Raw genomic sequence first — 20,273 nt, 5'->3', positions numbered from 1 at the left:
TGTCAGCCGGCGAGTTCGGCCGCCACGGCGGCGGCGGCGGCGGCGGGATCGGCGGCGGTGGTGATCGGCCGGCCGACCACGATCCAGTCGGCGCCGGCATGGCGGGCCTGCGCAGGGGTCATGACCCGTTTCTGGTCGCCGGTCTCGGCGCCGGCGGGGCGGATGCCGGGCACCACCAGGACCGGTGCGTCGCCCAGGCGGTCGCGAAGGGGAATGATTTCGTGCGGCGAGCAGATCAGGCCGTCGGCGCCGGCCGTGATCGCCAATGCGCCCAGGCGCAGCACCTGCTGGCATGGGTCGTCATTGACGCCGATTTCGCGCAGGGCCGCTTCGTCCATGCTGGTCAGGACCGTGACCGCCAGCAGCAGGGGGCGCGCGTCGGCCGGAAAGGCGCGGTCCACGGCGGCGCGGGCGGCCGCGATCATGGCGCTGCCGCCCTGGGCGTGGATCGTCAGCATCGCCGGGCGGGTGTCGGCGAGGCTGCCGATGGCCGAGCCGACGGTGTTGGGGATGTCGTGCAGTTTCAGGTCCAGGAACAGGCTGTGCCCGTCCGCGACCCGGCGCACCGCGTCCAGCCCGCGTGCGTAGGTGAATTCCAGCCCCAGCTTGATGGCGTCGGCGCTGGCGGCGGTCTGGTCGCGCCAGCGCGCGGCCTGGGCCTCGTCCTTGGTGTCCAGCGCCACGATCAGGCGCGTGCGGCGGGTCGTCATGGCAGCGGTGCCTCGTGCGAGGCCGGCAGGGTGGTGGAGACGGGCATGGCTGTCGGCGGCGGGTTGTAGGTTTCGGCCTGCTGGCGGCGCAGGTCGGCCACCTGTTCCTCCAGCGTGCGCACCTGCTGTTCCGCCCGGCGGGCGCGTCCGCGCTGGCGGAGTTCGGCGAACCACACCGTGACCGCGCCGAGAAGGAAGAACGCGGCGGCGACGACCAGCGTCAGCACGCCGACCGAGGATTTCCATCCCCAGTCGAGGAACCACATCTGGATCGGGTCCTGGTTGCAGGCGCTGAAGACGATCAGCCCCAGCAGGAAAGGCAAGGTGACGAGTAGACGCAGCATGGGCAGCCTCCTACCGTTTCGCGCGATGTCCGGCAAGGAAAGTCGGACATGGCCGTGCGGCGAGCCGACGCCCGCAGATCGGCCTTGATTTCCACCGCGCCGGCATGGTGTCGTCGCCGGATCGGGGCGGAGCAGGCTCTTGAGTGAAATCATCGCGTTTCAGCGCACCGGACGCAAGGACGACATGGTGTGGGCCGTTGTGGCGACCGTCGGCCGGGCCTTGCGCATCGCGGAGATCTATCCCGCCCGCCCGGCCGCGATGGCCGACCGCGACTGGCGGGAGCAGCAGGTCCGGGCCTATGCCGCCTTCCTGCGCCAGAGCCGCCAGCCTGTTCCCCGCTACAGCGTGCAGCCCATCCGCCGTGCCGACCTGCCGCGCGCCTGGCGTCCCCTGCCGGCGTTGGGTTTTTTGCGCGGGCAGTTCATTTGAAGCGATAAAATCCACACCGGGTAAACGCCCCGTTCACCTTGCCTGGAGCACAGTCGCGGCTTCACGATCCGGAGTACGTGGGCACGATGCATGATGGAGACGCGACCGCCACGGTTGCCGGGGCGGCGGAGGCAATGGCCGCGCCGCGCGGCGAGATCGTCAGCCAGTATGTGAAGGCAGTGCGTCTGGACGTGCCCGGCGCGCCGGCGGTGCATGCCGCGCCGAAGGGGCTGCCGCGCCTGCATCTGGATCTGGATGTCGATGCGCGGCAGGTCGCCGATGGCGCGCCGTTGTTCGAGGTCGCGCTGGTGCTGCGCTGCCAGGGGCGGGGGCCGGACGAGCAGGTGCTGTTCGAGGCCGACCTGGCCTATGCCGGGCTGGTCAGCCTGCGCGCCGCCGGCGGGATTGCCGTGCCGGACGTGCTGGAGCCGCTGCTGCTGGTCGAGATCCCGGCCCTGCTGTTTCCCGGCGCGCGCAACCTGCTGGCCGATCTGACGCGGGATGCGGGATTTCCGCCGGTGCTGATGCAGGGGGTGGATTTCGCGGCGTTGCAGCGTGGGCGGCGGCCGGTGGGGTGATGTTCTTTTTTGAAAAAAAGAACCAAAAAACTCTGATTCGGTCGGGAGCCTTGTGCTGGGGACACGCGATGCTCCTGAACGATTGAAAGTCTTTTTGCTTCTTTTTCTTCAGAAAAAGAAGGGACCTGCCATCTTTCAGCCACGCATTGCATTTCCTGCGTCCTGTTCGCACATTCCCGACTGACTTGCGGCGCGTGCCGCATTCCGGATCGAGGATGGACGATAATGACGAACGGACGTGACCTGGCGCCGGTGCTGGACAGGGTGGACCGCACGCTGGAGGCCAGCCTGGAGCGGCTGTTCGACTTCCTGCGCATTCCCAGCATTTCCGCCCAGCCCGCCCACGCCGGCGATTGCCGCCGCGCGGCGGAGTGGCTGCGGGACGAACTGGCGGCGATCGGGCTGGAGGCCTCGGTGCGCGAGACGCCGGGCCACCCGATGGTGGTGGCGCATGACCGGTCGGCCGATGGCTCGGCCGGGCGGCTGCCGCATGTGCTGTTCTATGGCCATTACGACGTGCAGCCGGTCGATCCGCTGGAATTGTGGGAGACGTCGCCCTTCGATCCGCGCGTGGTGCGCGACGAGGCAGGGGCGCGGATCGTTGCGCGCGGTGCGTCGGACGACAAGGGCCAGGTGATGACCTTTATCGAGGCCCTGCGCGCGCTCAAGGCCGAGCACGGCACGCTGCCGCTGCGGGTATCGCTGGTGATCGAGGGCGAGGAGGAAAGCGGCGGCGCGAACCTGCTGCCGTTCCTGCAGGCCAATCGCGAGGAACTGCGCGCCGATGTCGCGCTGATCTGCGACACCGGGATGCTGGATGGCGGCGTGCCGGCCATCACCACCGCGCTGCGCGGCATGGTTGGCGAGGAAATCACGATCCATTGCGCCAACCGCGACCTGCATTCCGGCATTTATGGCAATGCGGCCCGTAACCCGCTGGAATTACTGAGCTGGATTCTGGCTTCGGTGCGCGACCATGAGAGCGGGCGGGTGACGTTGCCCGGTTTCTATGACGGCGTGCAGGACCCGCCGGCCGAAGTGCGCGACCAGTGGCGCGCCATTGCGCCCTCGGATGCCGAATTCCTGGGACCGGTCGGGCTGTCGGTGCCGGCGGGCGAGCGCGGCTATACCGCCGTGGAGCAGACCTGGTGCCGGCCGACTTTCGAGATCAACGGCATCAGCGGCGGCTATGCGGGCGACGGGTTCAAGACCGTGCTGCCGGCGCAGGCTTCGGCCAAGGTGTCGTTCCGGCTGGTGTCTGGGCAGGACCCGGCCCGTATCCGCGACGCATTCCGCGCCCACGTGCGGGCCATGCTGCCGGCCGACTGCACGGTGACGTTCGCGGGCCATGGCGGGTCGCGGGCCAGCGTCGTGCCGGCGGACGGGCCGGGACTGGGGGCCACGCTGGCGGCCCTGGGCGAGGAATGGGGCCGGCCGGCGGTGACGATCGGCAGTGGCGGGTCGATCCCGGTGGTGTCGGAAGTGCGGCAGGCGCTGGACATGGATTCGCTGCTGGTCGGCTTTGCGCGGGATGACGACCGCATCCATTCGCCCAACGAGAAATATGACCTGGTCTCGTTCCACAAGGGCATCCGCTCCTGGGTTCGGGTGCTGGAGGCCCTGGCGCGCGACCGCCGGTTCGCCGGCTGACATGGAGGCCGGCGTGCCGCGAATGCTGGCCCTGACCATGGGCGACCCGGCCGGGGTCGGGCCGGAACTGACCGTGGCCGCGTGGCGCGCCCTGCGGGCGGACGGGCCGGGGTTCATGGTGTTGGGCGATCCGGCGCTTTATGGCGGCGTGCCGGTGCGTGTGGTGGCGGATGCGGCGCAGGCGGCTGCGGTTTTTGGCGAGGCGCTGCCGGTTCTGCCGGTCGGGCTGGCCTGTGCCGCGCGGCCGGGGGCGCCTGATGTGGCCAATGCGCCGGCGGTGATCGGCAGTATTGCCCGTGCCGTCGAACTGGCGTTGGGCGGGCAGGTTGGCGCTGTGGTGACCAACCCGATCAGCAAACTGGTGCTGAAGCAGGCGGGCTTCGCCCATCCGGGCCATACCGAATATCTGGCGGAACTCTGCGGCGTGCCGGGGCGGGAAGTGATGATGCTGGCCTGCCCGGAACTGCGTGTGGTGCCGGTGACGATCCATGTGTCGCTGCGTCGGGCGCTGGACAGCCTGACGGTGGACGAGATCGTGCGGTGCGGGCGGACGACCGTTGCCGCGCTGCGGCGGGATTTCGGGATTGCTGTTCCCCGTCTGGCCGTTGCCGGCCTGAATCCGCATGCGGGTGAGGGTGGGGTGATGGGGGGGGAAGAGGGGGAGATCATTGCCCCTGCCATCGCGGTGTTGCGGGGTGACGGGGTTGACGTGACGGGGCCATGGCCCCCCGACACGATGTTCACGCCGCCGGCCCGCGCCCGCTATGACGCGGCGCTGTGCATGTATCATGACCAGGCGCTGATTCCGCTGAAGACGATCGACATGGCGGGCGGCGTGAATGTGACGTTGGGGCTGCCGATCGTGCGGACCTCGCCAGACCATGGCACCGCCTTCGATATCGCCGGGCAGGGCGTGGCCGACCCGTCCAGCCTGATCGCCGCCCTGAAACTGGCCCGCGACATGGCCCGTAACCGGAGTGCAGCATGACCCTTTCCGTTCCTCCCGCGCGGGCGCTGCGCCTTGGGGTGAATATCGACCATGTCGCCACCGTGCGGAACGCGCGCGGCGGCAGCCACCCCGACCCGGTGGCGGCGGCCATGCTTGCCGTGGCGGCGGGGGCGGATGGCATTACCGCGCATCTGCGCGAGGACCGGCGGCATATCCGCGATGCCGACCTGGCGCGGCTGCGGGCCGAGCTTGCGGCGCCGCTGAATATGGAAATGGCCGCGACGGACGAAATGGTGGCCATTGCGCTGGACCTGCGCCCGCATGCGTGCTGCATCGTGCCCGAGCGGCGGGCCGAGGTGACGACCGAGGGCGGGCTGGATGTGGCGGGGCAGGCGGCGGCGCTGGCCCCGCAGGTACGGGCGCTGCGCGAGGCCGGAATCCGGGTCTCGCTGTTCGTCGACCCGGACCCGGCGCAGATCGCGGCTGCGGCCGCCATTGGCGCGGCGGTGGTGGAATTGCATACCGGCGCCTATGCCGAAGGCCGCGTCGGAGAGTACGAGCGGCTGCGCCGGGCGGCGGCGCAGGCCGACGAGGCGGGGCTGGAGGTGCATGCGGGGCATGGCCTGACCTATGACAATGTGGGGCCGATCGCCGCCCTGCCGCAGGTGGTGGAGCTGAATATCGGACATTTCCTGATCGGGCAGGCGATTTTCGACGGGCTGGCCGCGACCATCGCACGGATGCGCCAGTGCATGGACGCGGCCAGGAACACACGCGACTGAGCCTGTTTCAGAAGGAGACGCCGGTTTCGAAATCGAGGATGACCGGGTTCTTGTAGCGGTTGGTGCCGCCGGTGCTCCAGATATACTGGACGCCGGGGCGGATCAGCAGCCAGGGTGTGGGGTGCCAGCCGTAATTGACCTCGATCGCGTGTTCCTGCGTGGGTTTGTAGATGCCGGTTGCGCCCTCTTTCTGAAGCTGTGCCACGTAGTTTGTCAGTTTAGCGTTGACCCATAGATATTTCATGCCGACGCTGACCGTGTCGTCGGGGCGGCTGGCGAACGTGCCTTTGCGCGTCAGGCCCCAATCGACGAAATAGGGGAAGATCGCGGTGCGGGGATCGCCCCAGGTGAAGGAGGCGAAGAAGGACGTGCCCCGGTGCGGCGCGTATCTGTCGCGCTCCAGCAGGCGGTCGAACTGGAACCAGCCGCCGAAGCGGCCCCGGACATTGGCGCTGGGGGCGTTTGCGAGATACTGGGACGGAATCTGGAACATGCCGAGTTTGGAATAGACGTCGCTGACCTGCGACGTGTCCCAGTAGCCGCCGACCTTGACGTTGGTTTGCAGCGGGCCGCTGTAATCGTCCTTGCCGCCCTGATGCCAGACGAGCTGGAAGGGCAGGAATGTGCCCGTGGCGCCGTGAAGATTCAGTTTCCAGCCATTATGCGTGTTCGCGATGGTCGGATCGACGGAATAGACGCCGAACTGGACGGAATAATGGTTGTTGCCGGCGGGATAGAATTTGACCCAGGCGCCCGGATGCGCCGTGGGGTAATAGCCGTAGCCGGAATTGTAGGCGATGGATTGCGGCATGCCGCAGATCGCGTTGGTCTGGAACTGGCAGTAATTGTTCATGCCCCAGTAATAGGACCAGGTTTCGAAATCGGTTTCGGAATTGATCTCGCCGACCGTGGTGGCCACGTATTTGTTCCATGGCATTTCCCACGACAGCAGCGACAGGCGGACGGTGGGAGAGCCGTAGATCTCCATCGGGCTGTCCAGGGCCGGCAGTTTCGCCCCCAGGCCCTGGCCGGCGCGGGACGTGACGATGAAATGGAACAGGCCGATATCCCAGCTTGTGAGTTTCTTGAGGTCGAAATCGACATTGATGCCGAGTTCGTGGGCGTAACGGACGTTCTGGGACTGGCCGCCGGTCGGGTTTCCGGCACTGTCCTGGAAATAATGGCCGGTGATGGTGACGCCGTGATCGACCAGCCATGTTCGCCTGCCGGCCCAGTTGCCGGTCAGTGTGCTCTGCCGGAGCCAGTCGTCGAAACTGGCGGGGAAGAAAGCATGTTCCGTCGTATCGGACAGTTCCTCGCGCTTCGTATTGCCCAGGTCTTCCGCCTGAGGGGGCAGGATGACGGGTTGCGGCTGGACCGACACGATGGGCTTGTGGATGCTCGGTGTGGTCAACTGCGAGGGGGCCGCTGGTGTCGTGACCGCGTGGGACGCGGTTGGTGCCGCGTGATGCGGTTTACGGGTGATGCGCGATACGGACTGGGCATGCACGGCCGGTGGCCCGCCGGGCAGGCAGGATATCAGGGTGCAGCCGAAGGCGAGAGATTGGGTCCACTTTGTTGCATGGATCTTCATTTTTTTGATCTCCCTGCGCATGTGCCGGCATTGGGGTTTTTCCCGCACGAGGATGATGCCGGCGACACTGCGATATTGGTTGGTTTGATTGTTACACGTTCACATTTTGGTTCCGCTTTATTTTTCGTGCGTTCGTATTTGATGAAATTTTGACGTTGAATGATCTGTACACGTCGATCCGGCTTCAGCCGTTGCCTGCTCCGTCGGATCGCGGGGTTTTATCAAAAAATCGGCGCGAATATTGTTTGGCTGCTGCGTAATTTCATCCAGGTGCGCCGGAACGAGGGGGTGCCTCGGCTATGAAATCAGCTTGGGTGTTTTTCAACCCTGTCTTGCCTTGCCCTTCGGCTGGGGGCCTCGGCCTGCATGCCCTGCGGGGCGTGTGCGGCGCGAGGCCCGGCTGTGTCTGTGTTTCAGGCGTTTCCCCGGATCAGATCGGCCGCGCGTTCGGCGATCATGATGGTGGGGGCGTTGGTGTTGGAGCCGATGATGGACGGCATGACCGAACTGTCGCAGATGCGGATGCCCTCCAGCCCATGGACGCGCAGTTGCGGATCGACGACCGACATCGCGTCGCGGCCCATCTTGCAGGTGCAGGTGGGATGGTACGATGTGCGGCCATATTCGCGGGCATAGGCCTCGAACCCCGACCGGGTGGTGATGGCGTGGTCGAAACCGGCGACCTTGCGGACATATTTGCTCAGTGACGGGCGCGAGAAGATATCGACGCTGAGCCTGACGCCTTCGGCGGAAATGCGAAGATCGTCGGGATCTGCAAGGAAGTTCGGATCGACCAGTGGCGCCTCGCGCGGGTCGGACGAGCGCAGGGTGACCGATCCGCGCGATTTGGGGCGCAGCGTGTAGCTGTTGAGCGTGACGCCCGATACGCCCTTCGGCACCGAGGCGACGCCGGCTTCGGCCCCGGCTCCGGCGAGGAAATGGAATTGCAGGTCGGGGCTGGGGGCCTGGCGGTCGGCGTACCAGAAGGCCCCGGCCTCGACCACGTTGGAGGTGACGGGGCCGGACTTGAACAGGGCGTATTCCAGGCCCGCATAGAGCATCCAGTGGGGTTTCTTGTATTTGTCCAGGCTGTCATGGGTCTTGAGTTCGGCCACGACATCGACGCCGTAGTGATCCTGCAGGTTCTGGCCCACGCCGGGCAGGTCCTGGACCACGGAGATGTCGTGTTGGCGCAGATGCGCGGCCGGGCCCACGCCCGAGAGCATCATCAGCTTGGGCGTGCCGATGGCCCCCGAGGTGACGATGACCTCGCGGTCGGCGCGGGCGATCTTTTTGGTGCCGTCGCGGCTGAGATATTCCACCCCGATGGCGCGGCGGCCTTCGAAGACGATGCGCTGCACCGCGAGGCCGGTGATGACATGCAGGTTCGGCCGGCCCAGCGCGGGGCGCAGATAGCCGACGGCGGCCGAGCAGCGCCGGTTGTTGCGGATGGTCATCTGGTAGATGCCCGCGCCTTCCTGCGTGGGGCCGTTGAAATCGGGATTATAGGGCATCCCGAGTTCCTGGCAGCTTTGCACGAAGGCGCGGCTGACCGGGTTGGGGGTGGACAGGTTGGACACGCCCAGCGGGCCGTCCGTGCCGTGCCAGGGGCCGGAGAGCATCGTATTGCCCTCGGAGCGGATCATGTATTTCTGGATATCGCGAAAGCCCCAGCCCTCGGCGCCTTCCTCCACCCAGCGGTCGTAGTCCGACGGGTGGCCGCGCGTGAAGACTTCGGCGTTGATCGACGAGCCGCCGCCCAGCACGCGGGCCTGCACATAGGGGATCTGCCGGTTGTTGGCGTGTTTCTGCGGCGTGGTCAGCAGATTCCAGGTCATGGGGCCGGTCGTCATCTTGGCGAAGCCGATCGGCATGTGGATCAGCGGATGGGTATCGCGCTTGCCGGCTTCCAGAAGACAGACGCGGGAAGAGGGATTTTCGGAAAGCAGCGCCGCCAGGACGCAGCCGGCCGACCCGCCGCCCACGATGATATAGTCGAATCCATGCGTCATGATGCGATCCAGTGCGTGCGGCCGCCGGTTTCGATATGGACCGATTTCACCTGGGTATATTCCTCGACGCCCAGCATGCCGGATTCGCGGCCCCAGCCCGACTGCTTGAAGCCGCCGATGGGGGTTTCCGGGCCGCCGGCCATGATGGTGTTGACCCAGAAGCGCCCGGCGCGCACGCGGCGGGTGACGGTCAGCGCCTTGTCGATGTCACGGGTCCAGAGGGACGCCGCCAGGCCGTAGACGGTGTCGTTGGCGATCGCGATGGCTTCTTCCGGCGTGTCGAAATGGAAGGAGGACAGGACCGGGCCGAAGATTTCCTCGCGCGCGATGGCCATCGAGGGCGTGACGTCGGAGAAGAGCGTCGGCTGGATGAACTGGCCGTGCCCCAGATCCAGCGCGGCACCGCCGCACAGCAGCTTCGCGCCTTCTTCCTTGCCCTGGGCGATATAGTTCAGGATGGTTTTGTTCTGGGCGTCGGTGGTGATGGCGCCGATCTGCGTTTCGGGATCGAACGGGTCGCCGACACGGATTTTCTTCATCTTGTCGGCCAGGATCGATTCGAATTCGCGCGCGACCGAGCGCTCCACGATCAGGCGGCTGGAGGAGACGCAGCACTGCCCGGTGTTGAAGCTGATGCCGAAGGCCACGGCGTCGGCGGCGTCGTGCAGGTTGGCGTCGGCGAAGACGATGATCGGGTTCTTGCCGCCGAGTTCGAGCCCCAGCTTCTTGAGGTTGCTGTCGGCCGAGGCGTGGACGCAGGAGCGGCCGACGCCGGTGGAGCCGGTGAAGGACAGCATGTCCACGTCGGGATGTTCGGCCAGGGCCTGGCCGATGGTGCGGCCCGCGCCCGTGACCACGTTATAGACGCCGCGCGGCAGGCCGGCCTCGGTGAGGATGTCGGCCAGGATCAGGGTGGTGGCGCTGGTGACCTCGGCGGGCTTGACGACCAGCGTGCAGCCCGAGGCGAGGATGAAGGGCACGCGCTCGCACAGGATCAGGAACGGGAAGTTCCATGGCGTGATCAGGCCGACGACGCCGATGGGCTCGCGCAGCAGCAGGCCCAGCAGGCTGTCGCCCAGATTGTTGAAACTGTCGCCGCGCATCAGGCGCGCGGCGCCGGCCGCGACCTCGAAACAGGCGATGCAATGGTCGATCTCGCCGCGTGCCTGGGTCAGGGGCTTGCCGTTTTCCAGCACTTCCCACCGGGCGATTTCGTCACGGCGGCGGCGCAGGCCCTCGGCGGCGCGCAGCAGGATGCCCGCGCGCTCGGCCCCCGGCAGGCCGGCCCAGCTCCGGTCTTCGAACGCGCGGCGCGCGGCGGCGACGGCGGCGTCGAGATCGTCCTTCGTGCAGCGGGGAATGCGCGTGACCGGCACATCGTGGCTGGGGGAGTTGCGCTCGAACCAGTCATGGCCGGCGTGCCAGGCTCCATCGACAAAAAAGCCGAATTCACGCGGGGTTTCAGGCAAGAGCGCCCCTTTTGCCATTTCGTTCATTGACGAGCTTTCCTCCCTGGGTTGGGTGGTCGGGCGCATATCGCAGAGACGCGATCGGATGCGGGAACGGCTGTGACACGACACGGACGCGGGCGCGCCCGTGGGGTGGTCAACCGTTGAAAGGCCGGTGGGTTTTCTTGCGCGGATGAAACAGCATCTCGCGGGCGCATGGGGCGCCTGCTTTTACTGTCTGTCGCGTCATCTCCAGAGTCCGCATCTTATCGACGTCCTGTTTTTATCGTGCCTGATATCGTCTTTTTGCGACGGCACTTGTTTTTTCTAGAACGACTTCGCCCAAATGCACCATTTGGTTACCTTGTGATAGACCGGCGGATCGGGCGGTGTAACTCAATTTGCCGTGATGGGTGGATGGAGCGCTCGGGGCGCATCGGGCGGGAACGGGGAAAATCCGCGAAAAAAACAATAAGGATGAAAAATCATCATGATGCGTCCCTATGGAGGACGTGTGCCGGTATTGCCTGTGTTTGCAAGTGTTTCCCCACAATCGCGGTGTGGGGCGTGGCCGGCACGCGCTTTGTCCTTGATCGGGTCCCGTGGCAGATGTATGTAACCAGTTAGTTCATATGGAACGGGAATGCCGGAATGTATCTGAACGAGACACAGGAACAGGTGCGCGAGACCGTTCAGGCTTTTGCCGACGACGTCATCCGCCCTGCCGCCGAGGCGCTGGACCGCGAGGAGCGGTTTCCTTCCGAAATCTACGACGAAATGGCCAAGCTGGGCCTGTTTGGCATCGGTGTTCCCGAGGCGCTGGGCGGGCCCGGCTTCGATACGCTGACCTATGCGGTGGTGATGGAGGAACTGTCGCGCGGCTATGCCAGCGTGGCCGACCAGTGCGGGCTGGTGGAGCTGATTTCCACCCTGCTGGTGCGCCATGGCACGGAGCGGCAGCAGGCGATGCTGCCCGATATCCTCGCCATGCGGCGCAAGGTGGCGTACTGCATCACCGAGCCCGAGGCCGGCACCGATGTGTCGGGCATCCGCACCACCGCCGAGAAGGATGGCGACGGCTGGGTGCTGAATGGCGGCAAGATCTGGATCCATAACGCGCCCGTGGCCGATACCGGCTTCGTGCTGGCCCGTACCGACAAGGAAGCGGGAACGCGCGGCATGTCGATCTTTATCGTCGACCTGCACGCGCAGGGCGTGGAGCGCGGGCCCAAGGAACACAAGATGGGGCAGCGGGCCAGCCAGGTGGGCGGGCTGAATTTCTCCGACGTGCGGCTGGGGCGCGATGCGCTGCTGGGCGAGGCCGGGCGCGGGTTCCACATGATGATGAGCGTGCTGGACAAGGGGCGCGTGGGCATTGCCGCCCTGGCCGTGGGCATTGCCCAGGCGGGGCTGGAAGCCGCCGTGGATTATGCCGGCACCCGCAAGCAGTTCGGCAAGCAGATCTCGGACTTCCAGGGCGTGCAGTGGCTGCTGGCCGACATGGCGAAGGATATCGAGGCGGCGCGGCTGCTGGTGCATTCCGCCGCCGTGAAGATCGATCGCGGGCTGGATGCCACGCGGTCCTGCTCCATGGCCAAATGCTTTGCCGGCGATACCGCCGTGGCGCGGACGGCGGATGCGGTGCAGGTGTTCGGCGGCTCGGGCTATATCCGGGGGTTCGAGGTCGAGCGGCTGTATCGCGATGCCAAGATCACGCAGATCTATGAAGGCACCAACCAGATCCAGCGCATGATCATTGCCCGCGAGCTGATGAAGAAGGGCGCGCGGTCATGAGACAGGTCGCGCTCGTGACCGGCTCCTCGCGCGGGATCGGGCTGGCGGCGGCCGAGGCGCTGGCGCGCGCCGGGTTCGCGGTCGCGGTCAACGGGCCGGTGGCCGATGCCGAACTGCACGCGGCGGTGGCGCGGATCGAGGCGCTGGGCGTGCCGGTGATGGCGGCGGCGTTCGATGTCGGCGATACCGCCGCCCATGCGCCCTGGCTGGCGCGGATCGAGGATACGCTGGGGCCGCTGACGACGCTGGTGAACAATGCCGGTGTCGGCGTGCTGCACCGGGGCGACCTGCTGGAGGTCGGCGAGGAAAGCTGGGACCGCTGCCTGACGATCAATGCGCGGGGGGTGTTCTTTCTGTCGCAGGCGTTCGCGCGGCTTCTGCTGGCGCGGGAGCGGCCGGAGGGGCTGTTTCATTCCATCGTGAACGTCACCTCTTCCAACGCTTCCGCCGTGGCCGTGCAGCGGGCGGAATATTGTGTGTCGAAGGCCGCCGCCGCGATGGTGTCGAAGGCGCTGGCGGTGCGGCTGGGGCCGGAGAATATCGCCGTCTATGACGTGCAGCCCGGCCTGATCGCGACCGACATGACGGCGCCGGTGATCGAAGCCTATCGCAAGCGCGCGGCCGACGGGCTGACGCTGATGCCGCGCGTGGGGGAACCGGCCGAGATGGGAACCATCATCGCGACCCTTGCCTCCGGCAAACTTCCTTACACCACCGGGCAGGTGATTTCGGCCGATGCCGGAATGCTCGTCCCCCGTTTTTGAGAATGGCCATGAAAATCGCACTTCCTGACGAAACGGGCCGGATGACGGATTACGTCCTGACCGGCACGCCGCTGCCACACACCGTGCTGCCGGCCAACCCCGCGCGGATCGTCTATTCGGCGGCCCATGTGGTGGCCGATCCGTTCAGTGCCGCCGATCCCTCCGGGCAGGCCGCCGTGGACTGGGAGAAGACCCTGGAGTTCCGCCGCTATCTGGCCGGGCTGGGGCTGGGGATCGCCGAGGCCATGGATACCGCGCAGCGCGGCATGGGGATGGACTGGCCGCGCTCGCTGGAACTGATCCGGCGCACGCGGGCGGAACTGCCCGATGCGCTGATCGGCAATGGCTGCGGGACCGATCATCTGGACCCGGCGGATGTCACCTCGGTCGATCAGGTGATCGGCGCCTATATGGAGCAGGTCGAGGCCATTCAGGCTGTCGGCGGGCGGCTGATCCTGATGGCCAGCCGCGCGCTGGTGCAGGTGGCGAAGAGCGGCAGGGATTACGAGCGCGTCTATCGTACGGTGCTGGCCGGTTGCGACCAGAAGGTGATCCTGCACTGGCTGGGCGAGATGTTCGATCCGGCGCTGGAAGGCTATTGGGGCAGCCGGGATTTCGATGTGGCGCTGGAGACGGTGCTGGCGATCATCGAGGAAAACCGCTCGCGCATCGACGGGATCAAGATCTCGCTGCTGGACAAGGAGAAGGAGATCATCCTGCGGCGCCGCCTGCCCGAGGGCGTGCGGATGTATACCGGCGACGACTTCAATTATCCCGAACTGATCGCCGGGGATACGCAGGGGTTCAGCCATGCCCTGCTGGGGATTTTCGACCCGCTGGCGGCTGCGGCTTCCTACGCGGTGGCGAAGCTGGGCGAGGGCGACGTGGCGGCGTTTCATGCCGCGCTGGACCCGACCGTGCCGCTGGCGCGGCTGATCTTTCGGGCGCCGACGCGGTTTTACAAGACGGGCGTGGTGTTTCTGGCGTGGCTGAACGGGTTTCAGGACCATTTCATCATGGTGAACGGGGCGCAGGCCATGCGGCCGTTGCCGTATTTCACCGGTATTTTCCGCCTTGCCGATGGATGTGGGCTGCTGCGTGACCCTGAACTTGCCGCCAGCCGCATGAAATCGCTGCTTGCGCTCTACGGGGCATGAGATGCGCGATTTCCGTCATGACCATTCGGCGCTGGCCCTGAATACCGCGACGCTGGGCCATAATATCGCGGGCGCCGGGGCGGGATGGTCGCCGGAACGGACCATCGATGCCTGCGCCGAGCGCGGGATCGGCGGCATCGTGTTCTGGCGGCGGGAGATCGCTGGGCGGGCGGCGGCCATCGGGGCCCGTGCCCGGGCGGCCGGTGTCAGCGTTGTGGGGCTGTGCCGCGCGCCTTTTCTGGTCGGGCCGCTGGCGCCGGCCGGGGTGGCGGAGATTCGTGATGATTTCCGGCTGGCGATCGACCAGACCGCCGAGCTTGGCGCGCCGGTGCTGACGATCGTGACCGGTGGGGTCGCGGTCGGGACGAAAGGGGTGCGCGACAGCCTGAATATCGTGGCGGACCGGGTGGCGGAGGCCTTGCCCCATGCTGCCGCCTGCGGGGTGAAGCTGGCGCTGGAGCCTTTGCACCCGGTCTATGGCGGCGACCGGTCGTGCCTGATGACGACGCGGGATGCGCTGGATATCTGCGACCGGATCGGCGACGCGCATCTGGGCGTGGCGGTCGATGTCTATCATGTGTGGTGGGATACCGACCTGCCGGCGCAGACGGCGCGGGCCGGGCGCCGGATCTTCGGCTTTCATCTGTGCGACTGGCTGGCGCAGACGACGGATGTGCTGCTGGACCGGGGCATGATGGGCGATGGCGTGGCCGACCTGCGCGGCCTGCGCGCGTCGGTCGAGGAAGCCGGGTACGAGGGCTTCTGCGAGGTGGAAATCTTCTCCGCGAATAATTGGTGGAAGCGTGACCCTGCGGAGGTCCTGGACGTGATGGTCGAACGCTTCCGGTCCGTCTGCTGAACATGCCGAGGAAATCATGAAGATTCTTGTCCCTGTCAAACGGGTGATCGACTACAACGTGAAGGTGCGGGTCCGGACCGATGGCTCGGGCGTCGAGCTGGCGAACGTGAAGATGTCGATGAATCCGTTCGACGAAATCGCGGTCGAGGAAGCCGTGCGCCTGAAGGAGAAGGGCGTTGCCACCGAGATCGTCGTCGTGTCGATCGGTGTGCCGCAGGCGAAGGATACGTTGCGTACGGCGCTGGCCATGGGGGCCGACCGGGCGCTCCTGGTCGATGCGACCTCTGACGTGAACCAGGATATCGAACCGCTGGCGGTGGCCCGGCTGCTGTCGCGGATTGTCGAGGCGGAGCGGCCCGACCTGGTGATTGCCGGCAAGCAGGCCATTGATAACGACATGAACGCCACCGGGCAGATGCTGGCGGGGCTGCTGGGGTGGGGGCAGGCGACCTTTGCCTCGAAGATCGAGATTGCCGATGGCCGGGCGGTGGTGACGCGGGAGGTCGATGGCGGGTTGCAGACCATCGGCGTGACGCTGCCGGCGGTCGTGACCGTCGATCTGCGCCTGAACGAGCCGCGCTATGTGGCGTTGCCCAGCATCATGAAGGCCAAGAAGAAGCCGCTGGAGGAACGCACGGCGGCGGAACTGGATGTGGATGTGACCCCACGGCTGAAGATTACGCGCACGGTCGAGCCGAAGCAGCGTGTCGCGGGCGTGCGGGTGGCGTCGGTGGATGAGCTGATTGCGAAACTGAAGACCGAGGCGGGAGTACTCTGATGACTGTTCTGCTGCTGGCCGAAACCAACCAGGGCCGTCTGGCCGCCGACGCGGTCGCGCGGACGCTGTCGGCTGTTGCATCTCTTGGCGACGTGCATGTGCTGATCGCCGCCGGTGAAGGGGCGGGGGAGGCGGCGCGGGAGGCCGCCGCGCTCAAGGGTGTTTCGAAAGTGCTGCTGGCCGAGAGCGAGAGCCTGGGCCATGGGCTGGCGGAGCCGGCGGCGGCGCTGGTCGTGTCGCGGGCCGCGGGCTATCGGCATATCGCGGCACCCGCGACCGCCTTTGCGCGGAACATCCTGCCGCGCGTCGCCGCCCTGCTGAATGTCATGGTGCTGTCGGACGTGATCGCGGTGCATGGCGAGGATTCGTTCGATCGCCCCGTCTATGCCGGCAATGCGGTGCAGACGGTGCAATCGACCGATCCTGTCGCGGTCTTTACCGTGCGGACCTCGGCCTTCGGCGCGGTGGGCGCGCAGGAGCCGGCGCCGGTCGAGAGCGTGGCGGCGGTGGCCGATCCGGGGCTTTCTTCCTGGATCGAGGATGCGGCGGTGGTTTCGGAGCGGCCGGAACTGGCATCGGCCCGGGTGGTTGTGTCCGGCGGGCGGGGCGTGGGGTCGAAAGAGAATTTCGATGCCATTATCCAGTTGGCCGATAAATTGGGGGCGGCCGTCGGGGCCAGCCGGGCGGCGGTCGATCTGGGATATGCGCCCAATGACTGGCAGGTGGGGCAGACCGGCAAGGTGGTGGCGCCCGACCTGTATATCGCGGTGGGGATCTCCGGGGCGATCCAGCATCTGGCCGGGATGAAGGATTCGAAAGTGATCGTGGCCATCAACAAGGATGAGGATGCGCCGATCTTCCGGGTGGCGGATTATGCGCTGGTGGGGGATCTGTTCTCGATCGTGCCGGAGTTGACGGGGAAGTTATGAGGGAAGTCTTCTTTTTCTGAAGAAAAAGAAGCAAAAAGACTTTTAATCGTTCAGGGACATCGTGTGTCCCCAGCACAAGGCTCCTGACCGAATCAAAGTTTTTTGGTTCTTTTTTTCAAAAAAGAACGAAGAAAAAAACGATGCACAAAAGAACATCGAAACAAGAAAAGGACGACCGACGATGCAACCTTCGGAGAAGCGTAAATTCGGCCGGACCGGCCTGGATGTGACCGCGTTTGCCTTCGGCACCGCGCCGATCGGCAATTTCCTGCGTGAGATGGAGGAAGATGTCGCGGAGGGCATGATCCGCCACGCATGGGATGCCGGCGTGCGCTTTTATGATACGGCGCCGATGTATGGGCATGGGCTGGCCGAATTGCGGCTGGGCCATGCGCTGCGCTGGAAGGCGCGCGATGAATTCGTGCTGGCGTCGAAGGTGGGGCGGGTGCTGCATGCGGCGCGGCGGTCGGAGATCGACTTCGCGCCGTGGAGCAATGCCGCGCCCAACCGGATGGTATTCGATTACAGCTATGACGGCACGATGCGGTCGTTCGAGGATTCGCTTCAGCGGCTGGGGCTGGAGCGGATCGACATGATGTTCATTCATGACGTGGACCGCTTCACGCAGGGCGATGCGCAGCCCGAACTGTTCGCGCAGGCGATGGACGGGTGCTGGCGGGCGCTGGAGCGGCTGCGCGCCGAAGGCGTGGTGAAGGCCATTGGGGTGGGGGTGAATGAGTGGGAGGTCTGCCACCAGGCGCTGACGATGCGGGATTTCGACTGTTTCCTGCTGGCCGGGCGCTACACGCTGCTGGAGCAGGATGCGCTGGACGAATTCCTGCCGCTGTGCGAGGCGCGGGGGGCGGCGGTGCTGGTCGGCGGGGGGTTCAATTCCGGCATTCTGGCGACCGGCGCGGTGCCGGGGGCGAAATATAATTATGCGCCGGCCTCGCCCGCGATCATGGAGCGGGTGGCGCGGATCGAAGGGGTGTGTCGGGAGCATGACGTGCCGTTGCCGGCGGCGGCGCTCCAGTTTGTCGTGGCGCATCCGGCCATTCCGTCCTTCTGTGCCGGGACGCGCACGGTGGAGCAGCTTGAGCAGAACCTGCAATGGTTCAGCTATCCGATTCCGGCGGAATTCTGGGCCGATCTGAAGCGGCACGGGTTGCTGCGCGAGAACGCGCCGACGCCGTGAGGCATGGCGCCGGACTTCACGCGGCTGTGCGATCGGGTTCGTTGATTTACGGCCGAATTTAGGTAACTATCTAGTTCGATAATAAGAGCGCCGCATCGTCGTGAAAACCGGCCCCGAAGCCGACGACATGCAGGACATGCAGGCGCCCCGGAGACAGATATGTCCTTCATCAAGAAATATATCGAGCAGCAGACGATCAATCGCCGCAACCTGCTTCTGCTCTCGGCCTACGGGCTGGGTGGCATGGCGGCGGCGGCCTCCTTCCGGCCGGGCTTCGCCCGCGCGGCGGTGCAGAACCCCAAGATCGCGTGGAGCTATCGCGACCGGACCAATCCGTACTGGAATTCGATCGTCTCGGGCGGGGAGGCTTTCGTGGAGAGCCTCGGCCTGCCCAAGAGCGCGCTGCTGAACCTGATCAATGGCGGGTCCAGCGAGAAATCGCTGGCCGATATCAAGGCGCTGCTCTCGCGCTATGGCAGCGGGGTGGCGCTGGCCGCCGACCCCAACGACATGCCCAACTGCCGCCCGGTGGTGGAGGCGGTGACCGGGGCGGGGGCGTATGTCTCGACGATCTGGAACAAGACCGACGACCTGCATCCATGGGATTTTGGCGACAATTACGTTTCGCACATGACATGGTCTGACGTCGGGCCTTCGGAACAGACGGCGCGGATTCTGTTCGATGCCATGGGCGGCAAGGGCGGGGTTGTGCATCTGGGCGGCATTGCCTCGAACAATCCGGCGATCGAGCGGCTGGCCGGGCTGAAGAATGCGCTGAAGAGCTATCCGAATATCGAACTGCTGGCCGAGCAGGCCGCCGACTGGGATACCCAGAAGGCCAACCAGGTGATGTCGGGGTTCCTGACCCGCTATGGCGATGCGATCAAGGGCGTGCACTGCGCCAGCGATACGATCGCCTATGGCGTGATCGAGGCGCTGCGGGCCGAAGGGATCGAGAACATGCCGGTGGTGTCGTATGACGGCAACCCGCAGGCGGTGGACCTGGTGGCGCAGGGCAAGATTCTGGCGACGGTGTTCACGAACCCTTACTGGGGTGGGGGCATTACGGCGTCGCTGGCCTATTACGCGGCGACGGGGGTTTTCAAACCCTCGAACGAACCCAAGGAACATCGCGAATTCTACGGGCCGACCGTGCTGATCACGACCAAGGATGCCCGCGATTTCAAGGCGAAATACATCGACAGCAACCCGAAATATGACTGGAAGGATTTCTGGGGACTCAGCAAGGGCCAGATCCAGTACCGGTCGTAAGAGTTCCGGATTTCGTCCGGTTGTCCTGATGCGTCGTTTCCTGAAAACGAGATGCAACCATGAAGCATGGTCTTGTGATGGACAATATCAGAAAATGGGTGCCGTTTCTGGTGTTGCTGGTGCTTGTCCTGTTCTTTACGGCAGTGAATCCCCATTTCCTGTCGCTGCGGAATTTCGCCCGGATCGCCGTTTCGTCCTCGCCGGCGCTGATGGTGGCGGTGGGGGCGACCTTCGTGATCCTGATGGGGTCGATCGATCTGTCGATGGAAGGCACGGTGGCGGTGTGCGCGGTGGTCTTCGCCATGCTGCTGAACCGTCTGGGCGGGTCGCTGGCCCATATGGGGTGGCTGTCCATTCCGGGCGCGCTGCTGGCCGGCGGTGTGCTGGGGGCCGTCAATGGCATGATCCATGTGCGGCTGCGGATTCCCTCGTTCATGGCCAGCCTGTCCATGGGGTTTGTCGGGGTCGGCCTGTCGCTGCTGATGACGGGGGGCAATCGCATCCTGATCGGCGACCCGCTGTTCCGCTCGCTGCTGACGGTGCGCATCCTGAATTTTCCGCTGATGGCGTATGCGGCTTTGGGCGGGTTGCTGGTGGCCTGGTTCATCCAGGACCGGACGACCATCGGGCGCAATTTCTATGCCATCGGTGGCGGGGAGGATCTGGCGCGGGCATCCGGGCTGAATGTCGGGCGGGTGCGGGTGATCGGCTTTGTCATCGCCGGCGTCTTCTTCGCGCTGGGGGCGATCCTGGCGGTGGCGCGGCTGGGGATTGCGGAAACCGAGACCGGGACCGGGTTCATGTTCCTCTCCATTACCTCGGTGGTGGTGGGTGGAACCGCGCTGGCCGGGGGATCGGGCGGTGTGTGGAACACGCTGGTCGGTGTGCTGATCGTGAATGTGATCGGCAACGGCATGGTGGTGGTCGGGCTGCCTGACTACCTCCAGGACGGCGTGCTCGGGCTGCTCGTGATCACGGCGGTGTATCTGTCCATGGATCGCCGGTCGGTCTCCTTCGCAAGGTAATGT

The 20,273-nt window shown here is 65.8% G+C and carries 19 protein-coding genes; 14 read left to right on the top strand and 5 right to left on the bottom strand.

Features of this window, described 5'->3' with window-relative positions; genetic code table 11:
* Positions 1–2: 2 nt before the first annotated feature.
* Both pyrF and ACMAUO_RS10815 read right to left on the bottom strand, forming a co-directional pair.
* Positions 3–710: an orotidine-5'-phosphate decarboxylase gene (gene pyrF, locus ACMAUO_RS10820; RefSeq protein WP_420356889.1), complete on the bottom strand. Its 708-nt coding sequence runs from the start codon at positions 708–710 to the stop codon at positions 3–5.
* Positions 707–1,054 (bottom strand): LapA family protein, encoded by a 348-nt coding sequence (locus tag ACMAUO_RS10815; protein WP_420356888.1) that lies wholly within the window; start codon positions 1,052–1,054, stop codon positions 707–709. The genes pyrF and ACMAUO_RS10815 overlap by 4 nt, the downstream gene beginning before the upstream one ends.
* A 139-nt stretch (positions 1,055–1,193) precedes the next feature.
* On the opposite strand from ACMAUO_RS10815, the gene ACMAUO_RS10810 reads away from it, so the two are divergent.
* The 5 genes from ACMAUO_RS10810 to ACMAUO_RS10790 all read left to right on the top strand — a co-directional run bounded on the left by ACMAUO_RS10810 (position 1,194) and on the right by ACMAUO_RS10790 (position 5,443).
* Entirely contained in the window at positions 1,194–1,484 is a 291-nt protein-coding gene (locus tag ACMAUO_RS10810; RefSeq protein WP_182947829.1) for a hypothetical protein, read from the top strand.
* Positions 1,485–1,570: 86 nt separating this feature from the next.
* Positions 1,571–2,062, top strand: a complete 492-nt coding sequence (locus tag ACMAUO_RS10805; RefSeq protein ID WP_420356887.1) for a protein-export chaperone SecB — start codon at positions 1,571–1,573, stop codon at positions 2,060–2,062.
* Positions 2,063–2,287: 225 nt separating this feature from the next.
* Positions 2,288–3,712, top strand: coding sequence for a dipeptidase (locus tag ACMAUO_RS10800; RefSeq protein ID WP_420356886.1), 1,425 nt, complete (start codon positions 2,288–2,290; stop codon positions 3,710–3,712).
* A gap of 22 nt (positions 3,713–3,734) precedes the next feature.
* Complete coding sequence (gene pdxA, locus ACMAUO_RS10795) at positions 3,735–4,700, top strand: 4-hydroxythreonine-4-phosphate dehydrogenase PdxA (protein WP_420357268.1); 966 nt, start codon at positions 3,735–3,737, stop codon at positions 4,698–4,700.
* Positions 4,697–5,443 carry a pyridoxine 5'-phosphate synthase gene (locus tag ACMAUO_RS10790; protein ID WP_420356885.1) on the top strand — a complete coding sequence of 249 codons (747 nt, stop codon included), beginning with the start codon at positions 4,697–4,699 and terminating at the stop codon, positions 5,441–5,443. The genes pdxA and ACMAUO_RS10790 overlap by 4 nt, the downstream gene beginning before the upstream one ends.
* 7 nt (positions 5,444–5,450) lie before the next feature.
* Here ACMAUO_RS10790 and ACMAUO_RS10785 read toward each other — a convergent pair whose 3' ends face one another.
* The 3 genes from ACMAUO_RS10785 to ACMAUO_RS10775 form a co-directional block, all read right to left on the bottom strand.
* The gene (locus ACMAUO_RS10785) at positions 5,451–7,037 is read right to left on the bottom strand and encodes a carbohydrate porin (protein ID WP_420356884.1); all 1,587 of its coding nucleotides are present in this window, start codon (positions 7,035–7,037) and stop codon (positions 5,451–5,453) included.
* A gap of 413 nt (positions 7,038–7,450) precedes the next feature.
* Positions 7,451–9,049, bottom strand: coding sequence for a GMC family oxidoreductase (locus ACMAUO_RS10780; RefSeq protein ID WP_420356883.1), 1,599 nt, complete (start codon positions 9,047–9,049; stop codon positions 7,451–7,453).
* Positions 9,046–10,545 carry an aldehyde dehydrogenase family protein gene (locus ACMAUO_RS10775; RefSeq protein ID WP_420356882.1) on the bottom strand — a complete coding sequence of 500 codons (1,500 nt, stop codon included), beginning with the start codon at positions 10,543–10,545 and terminating at the stop codon, positions 9,046–9,048. The genes ACMAUO_RS10780 and ACMAUO_RS10775 overlap by 4 nt, the downstream gene beginning before the upstream one ends.
* Before the next feature lie 603 nt (positions 10,546–11,148).
* On the opposite strand from ACMAUO_RS10775, the gene ACMAUO_RS10770 reads away from it, so the two are divergent.
* The 9 genes from ACMAUO_RS10770 (at position 11,149) to ACMAUO_RS10730 (ending at position 20,270) form a co-directional block, all read left to right on the top strand.
* On the top strand, positions 11,149–12,291 hold the full coding sequence (locus ACMAUO_RS10770; RefSeq protein ID WP_420356881.1) for an acyl-CoA dehydrogenase family protein: 1,143 nt from the start codon (positions 11,149–11,151) through the stop codon (positions 12,289–12,291).
* A complete protein-coding gene (locus ACMAUO_RS10765; RefSeq protein ID WP_420356880.1) occupies positions 12,288–13,055 on the top strand; it encodes a 3-ketoacyl-ACP reductase in 768 nt (255 codons plus the stop codon). The genes ACMAUO_RS10770 and ACMAUO_RS10765 overlap by 4 nt, the downstream gene beginning before the upstream one ends.
* Before the next feature lie 2 nt (positions 13,056–13,057).
* Positions 13,058–14,212 (top strand): dihydrodipicolinate synthase family protein, encoded by a 1,155-nt coding sequence (locus tag ACMAUO_RS10760; protein ID WP_420356879.1) that lies wholly within the window; start codon positions 13,058–13,060, stop codon positions 14,210–14,212.
* A gap of 1 nt (position 14,213) precedes the next feature.
* Positions 14,214–15,071, top strand: a complete 858-nt coding sequence (locus ACMAUO_RS10755; protein WP_420356878.1) for a sugar phosphate isomerase/epimerase family protein — start codon at positions 14,214–14,216, stop codon at positions 15,069–15,071.
* A 16-nt stretch (positions 15,072–15,087) separates the two neighbouring features.
* Positions 15,088–15,849 carry an electron transfer flavoprotein subunit beta/FixA family protein gene (locus ACMAUO_RS10750; protein WP_420356877.1) on the top strand — a complete coding sequence of 254 codons (762 nt, stop codon included), beginning with the start codon at positions 15,088–15,090 and terminating at the stop codon, positions 15,847–15,849.
* A complete protein-coding gene (locus ACMAUO_RS10745; RefSeq protein ID WP_420356876.1) occupies positions 15,849–16,778 on the top strand; it encodes an electron transfer flavoprotein subunit alpha/FixB family protein in 930 nt (309 codons plus the stop codon). Before ACMAUO_RS10750 ends, ACMAUO_RS10745 begins: the two co-directional genes overlap by 1 nt.
* A gap of 181 nt (positions 16,779–16,959) precedes the next feature.
* Positions 16,960–17,973: an aldo/keto reductase gene (locus ACMAUO_RS10740; RefSeq protein WP_420356875.1), complete on the top strand. Its 1,014-nt coding sequence runs from the start codon at positions 16,960–16,962 to the stop codon at positions 17,971–17,973.
* A 159-nt stretch (positions 17,974–18,132) separates the two neighbouring features.
* Positions 18,133–19,245, top strand: coding sequence for a sugar ABC transporter substrate-binding protein (locus tag ACMAUO_RS10735; RefSeq protein ID WP_420356874.1), 1,113 nt, complete (start codon positions 18,133–18,135; stop codon positions 19,243–19,245).
* A 59-nt stretch (positions 19,246–19,304) separates the two neighbouring features.
* A complete protein-coding gene (locus ACMAUO_RS10730; RefSeq protein ID WP_420356873.1) occupies positions 19,305–20,270 on the top strand; it encodes an ABC transporter permease in 966 nt (321 codons plus the stop codon).
* Positions 20,271–20,273 lie beyond the last annotated feature (3 nt).

The sequence above is a fragment of the Gluconacetobacter brunescens genome, assembly GCF_048695475.1.
GTDB lineage: Bacteria > Pseudomonadota > Alphaproteobacteria > Acetobacterales > Acetobacteraceae > Gluconacetobacter.
This window is presented reverse-complemented; position numbering and strand designations above follow the sequence as displayed.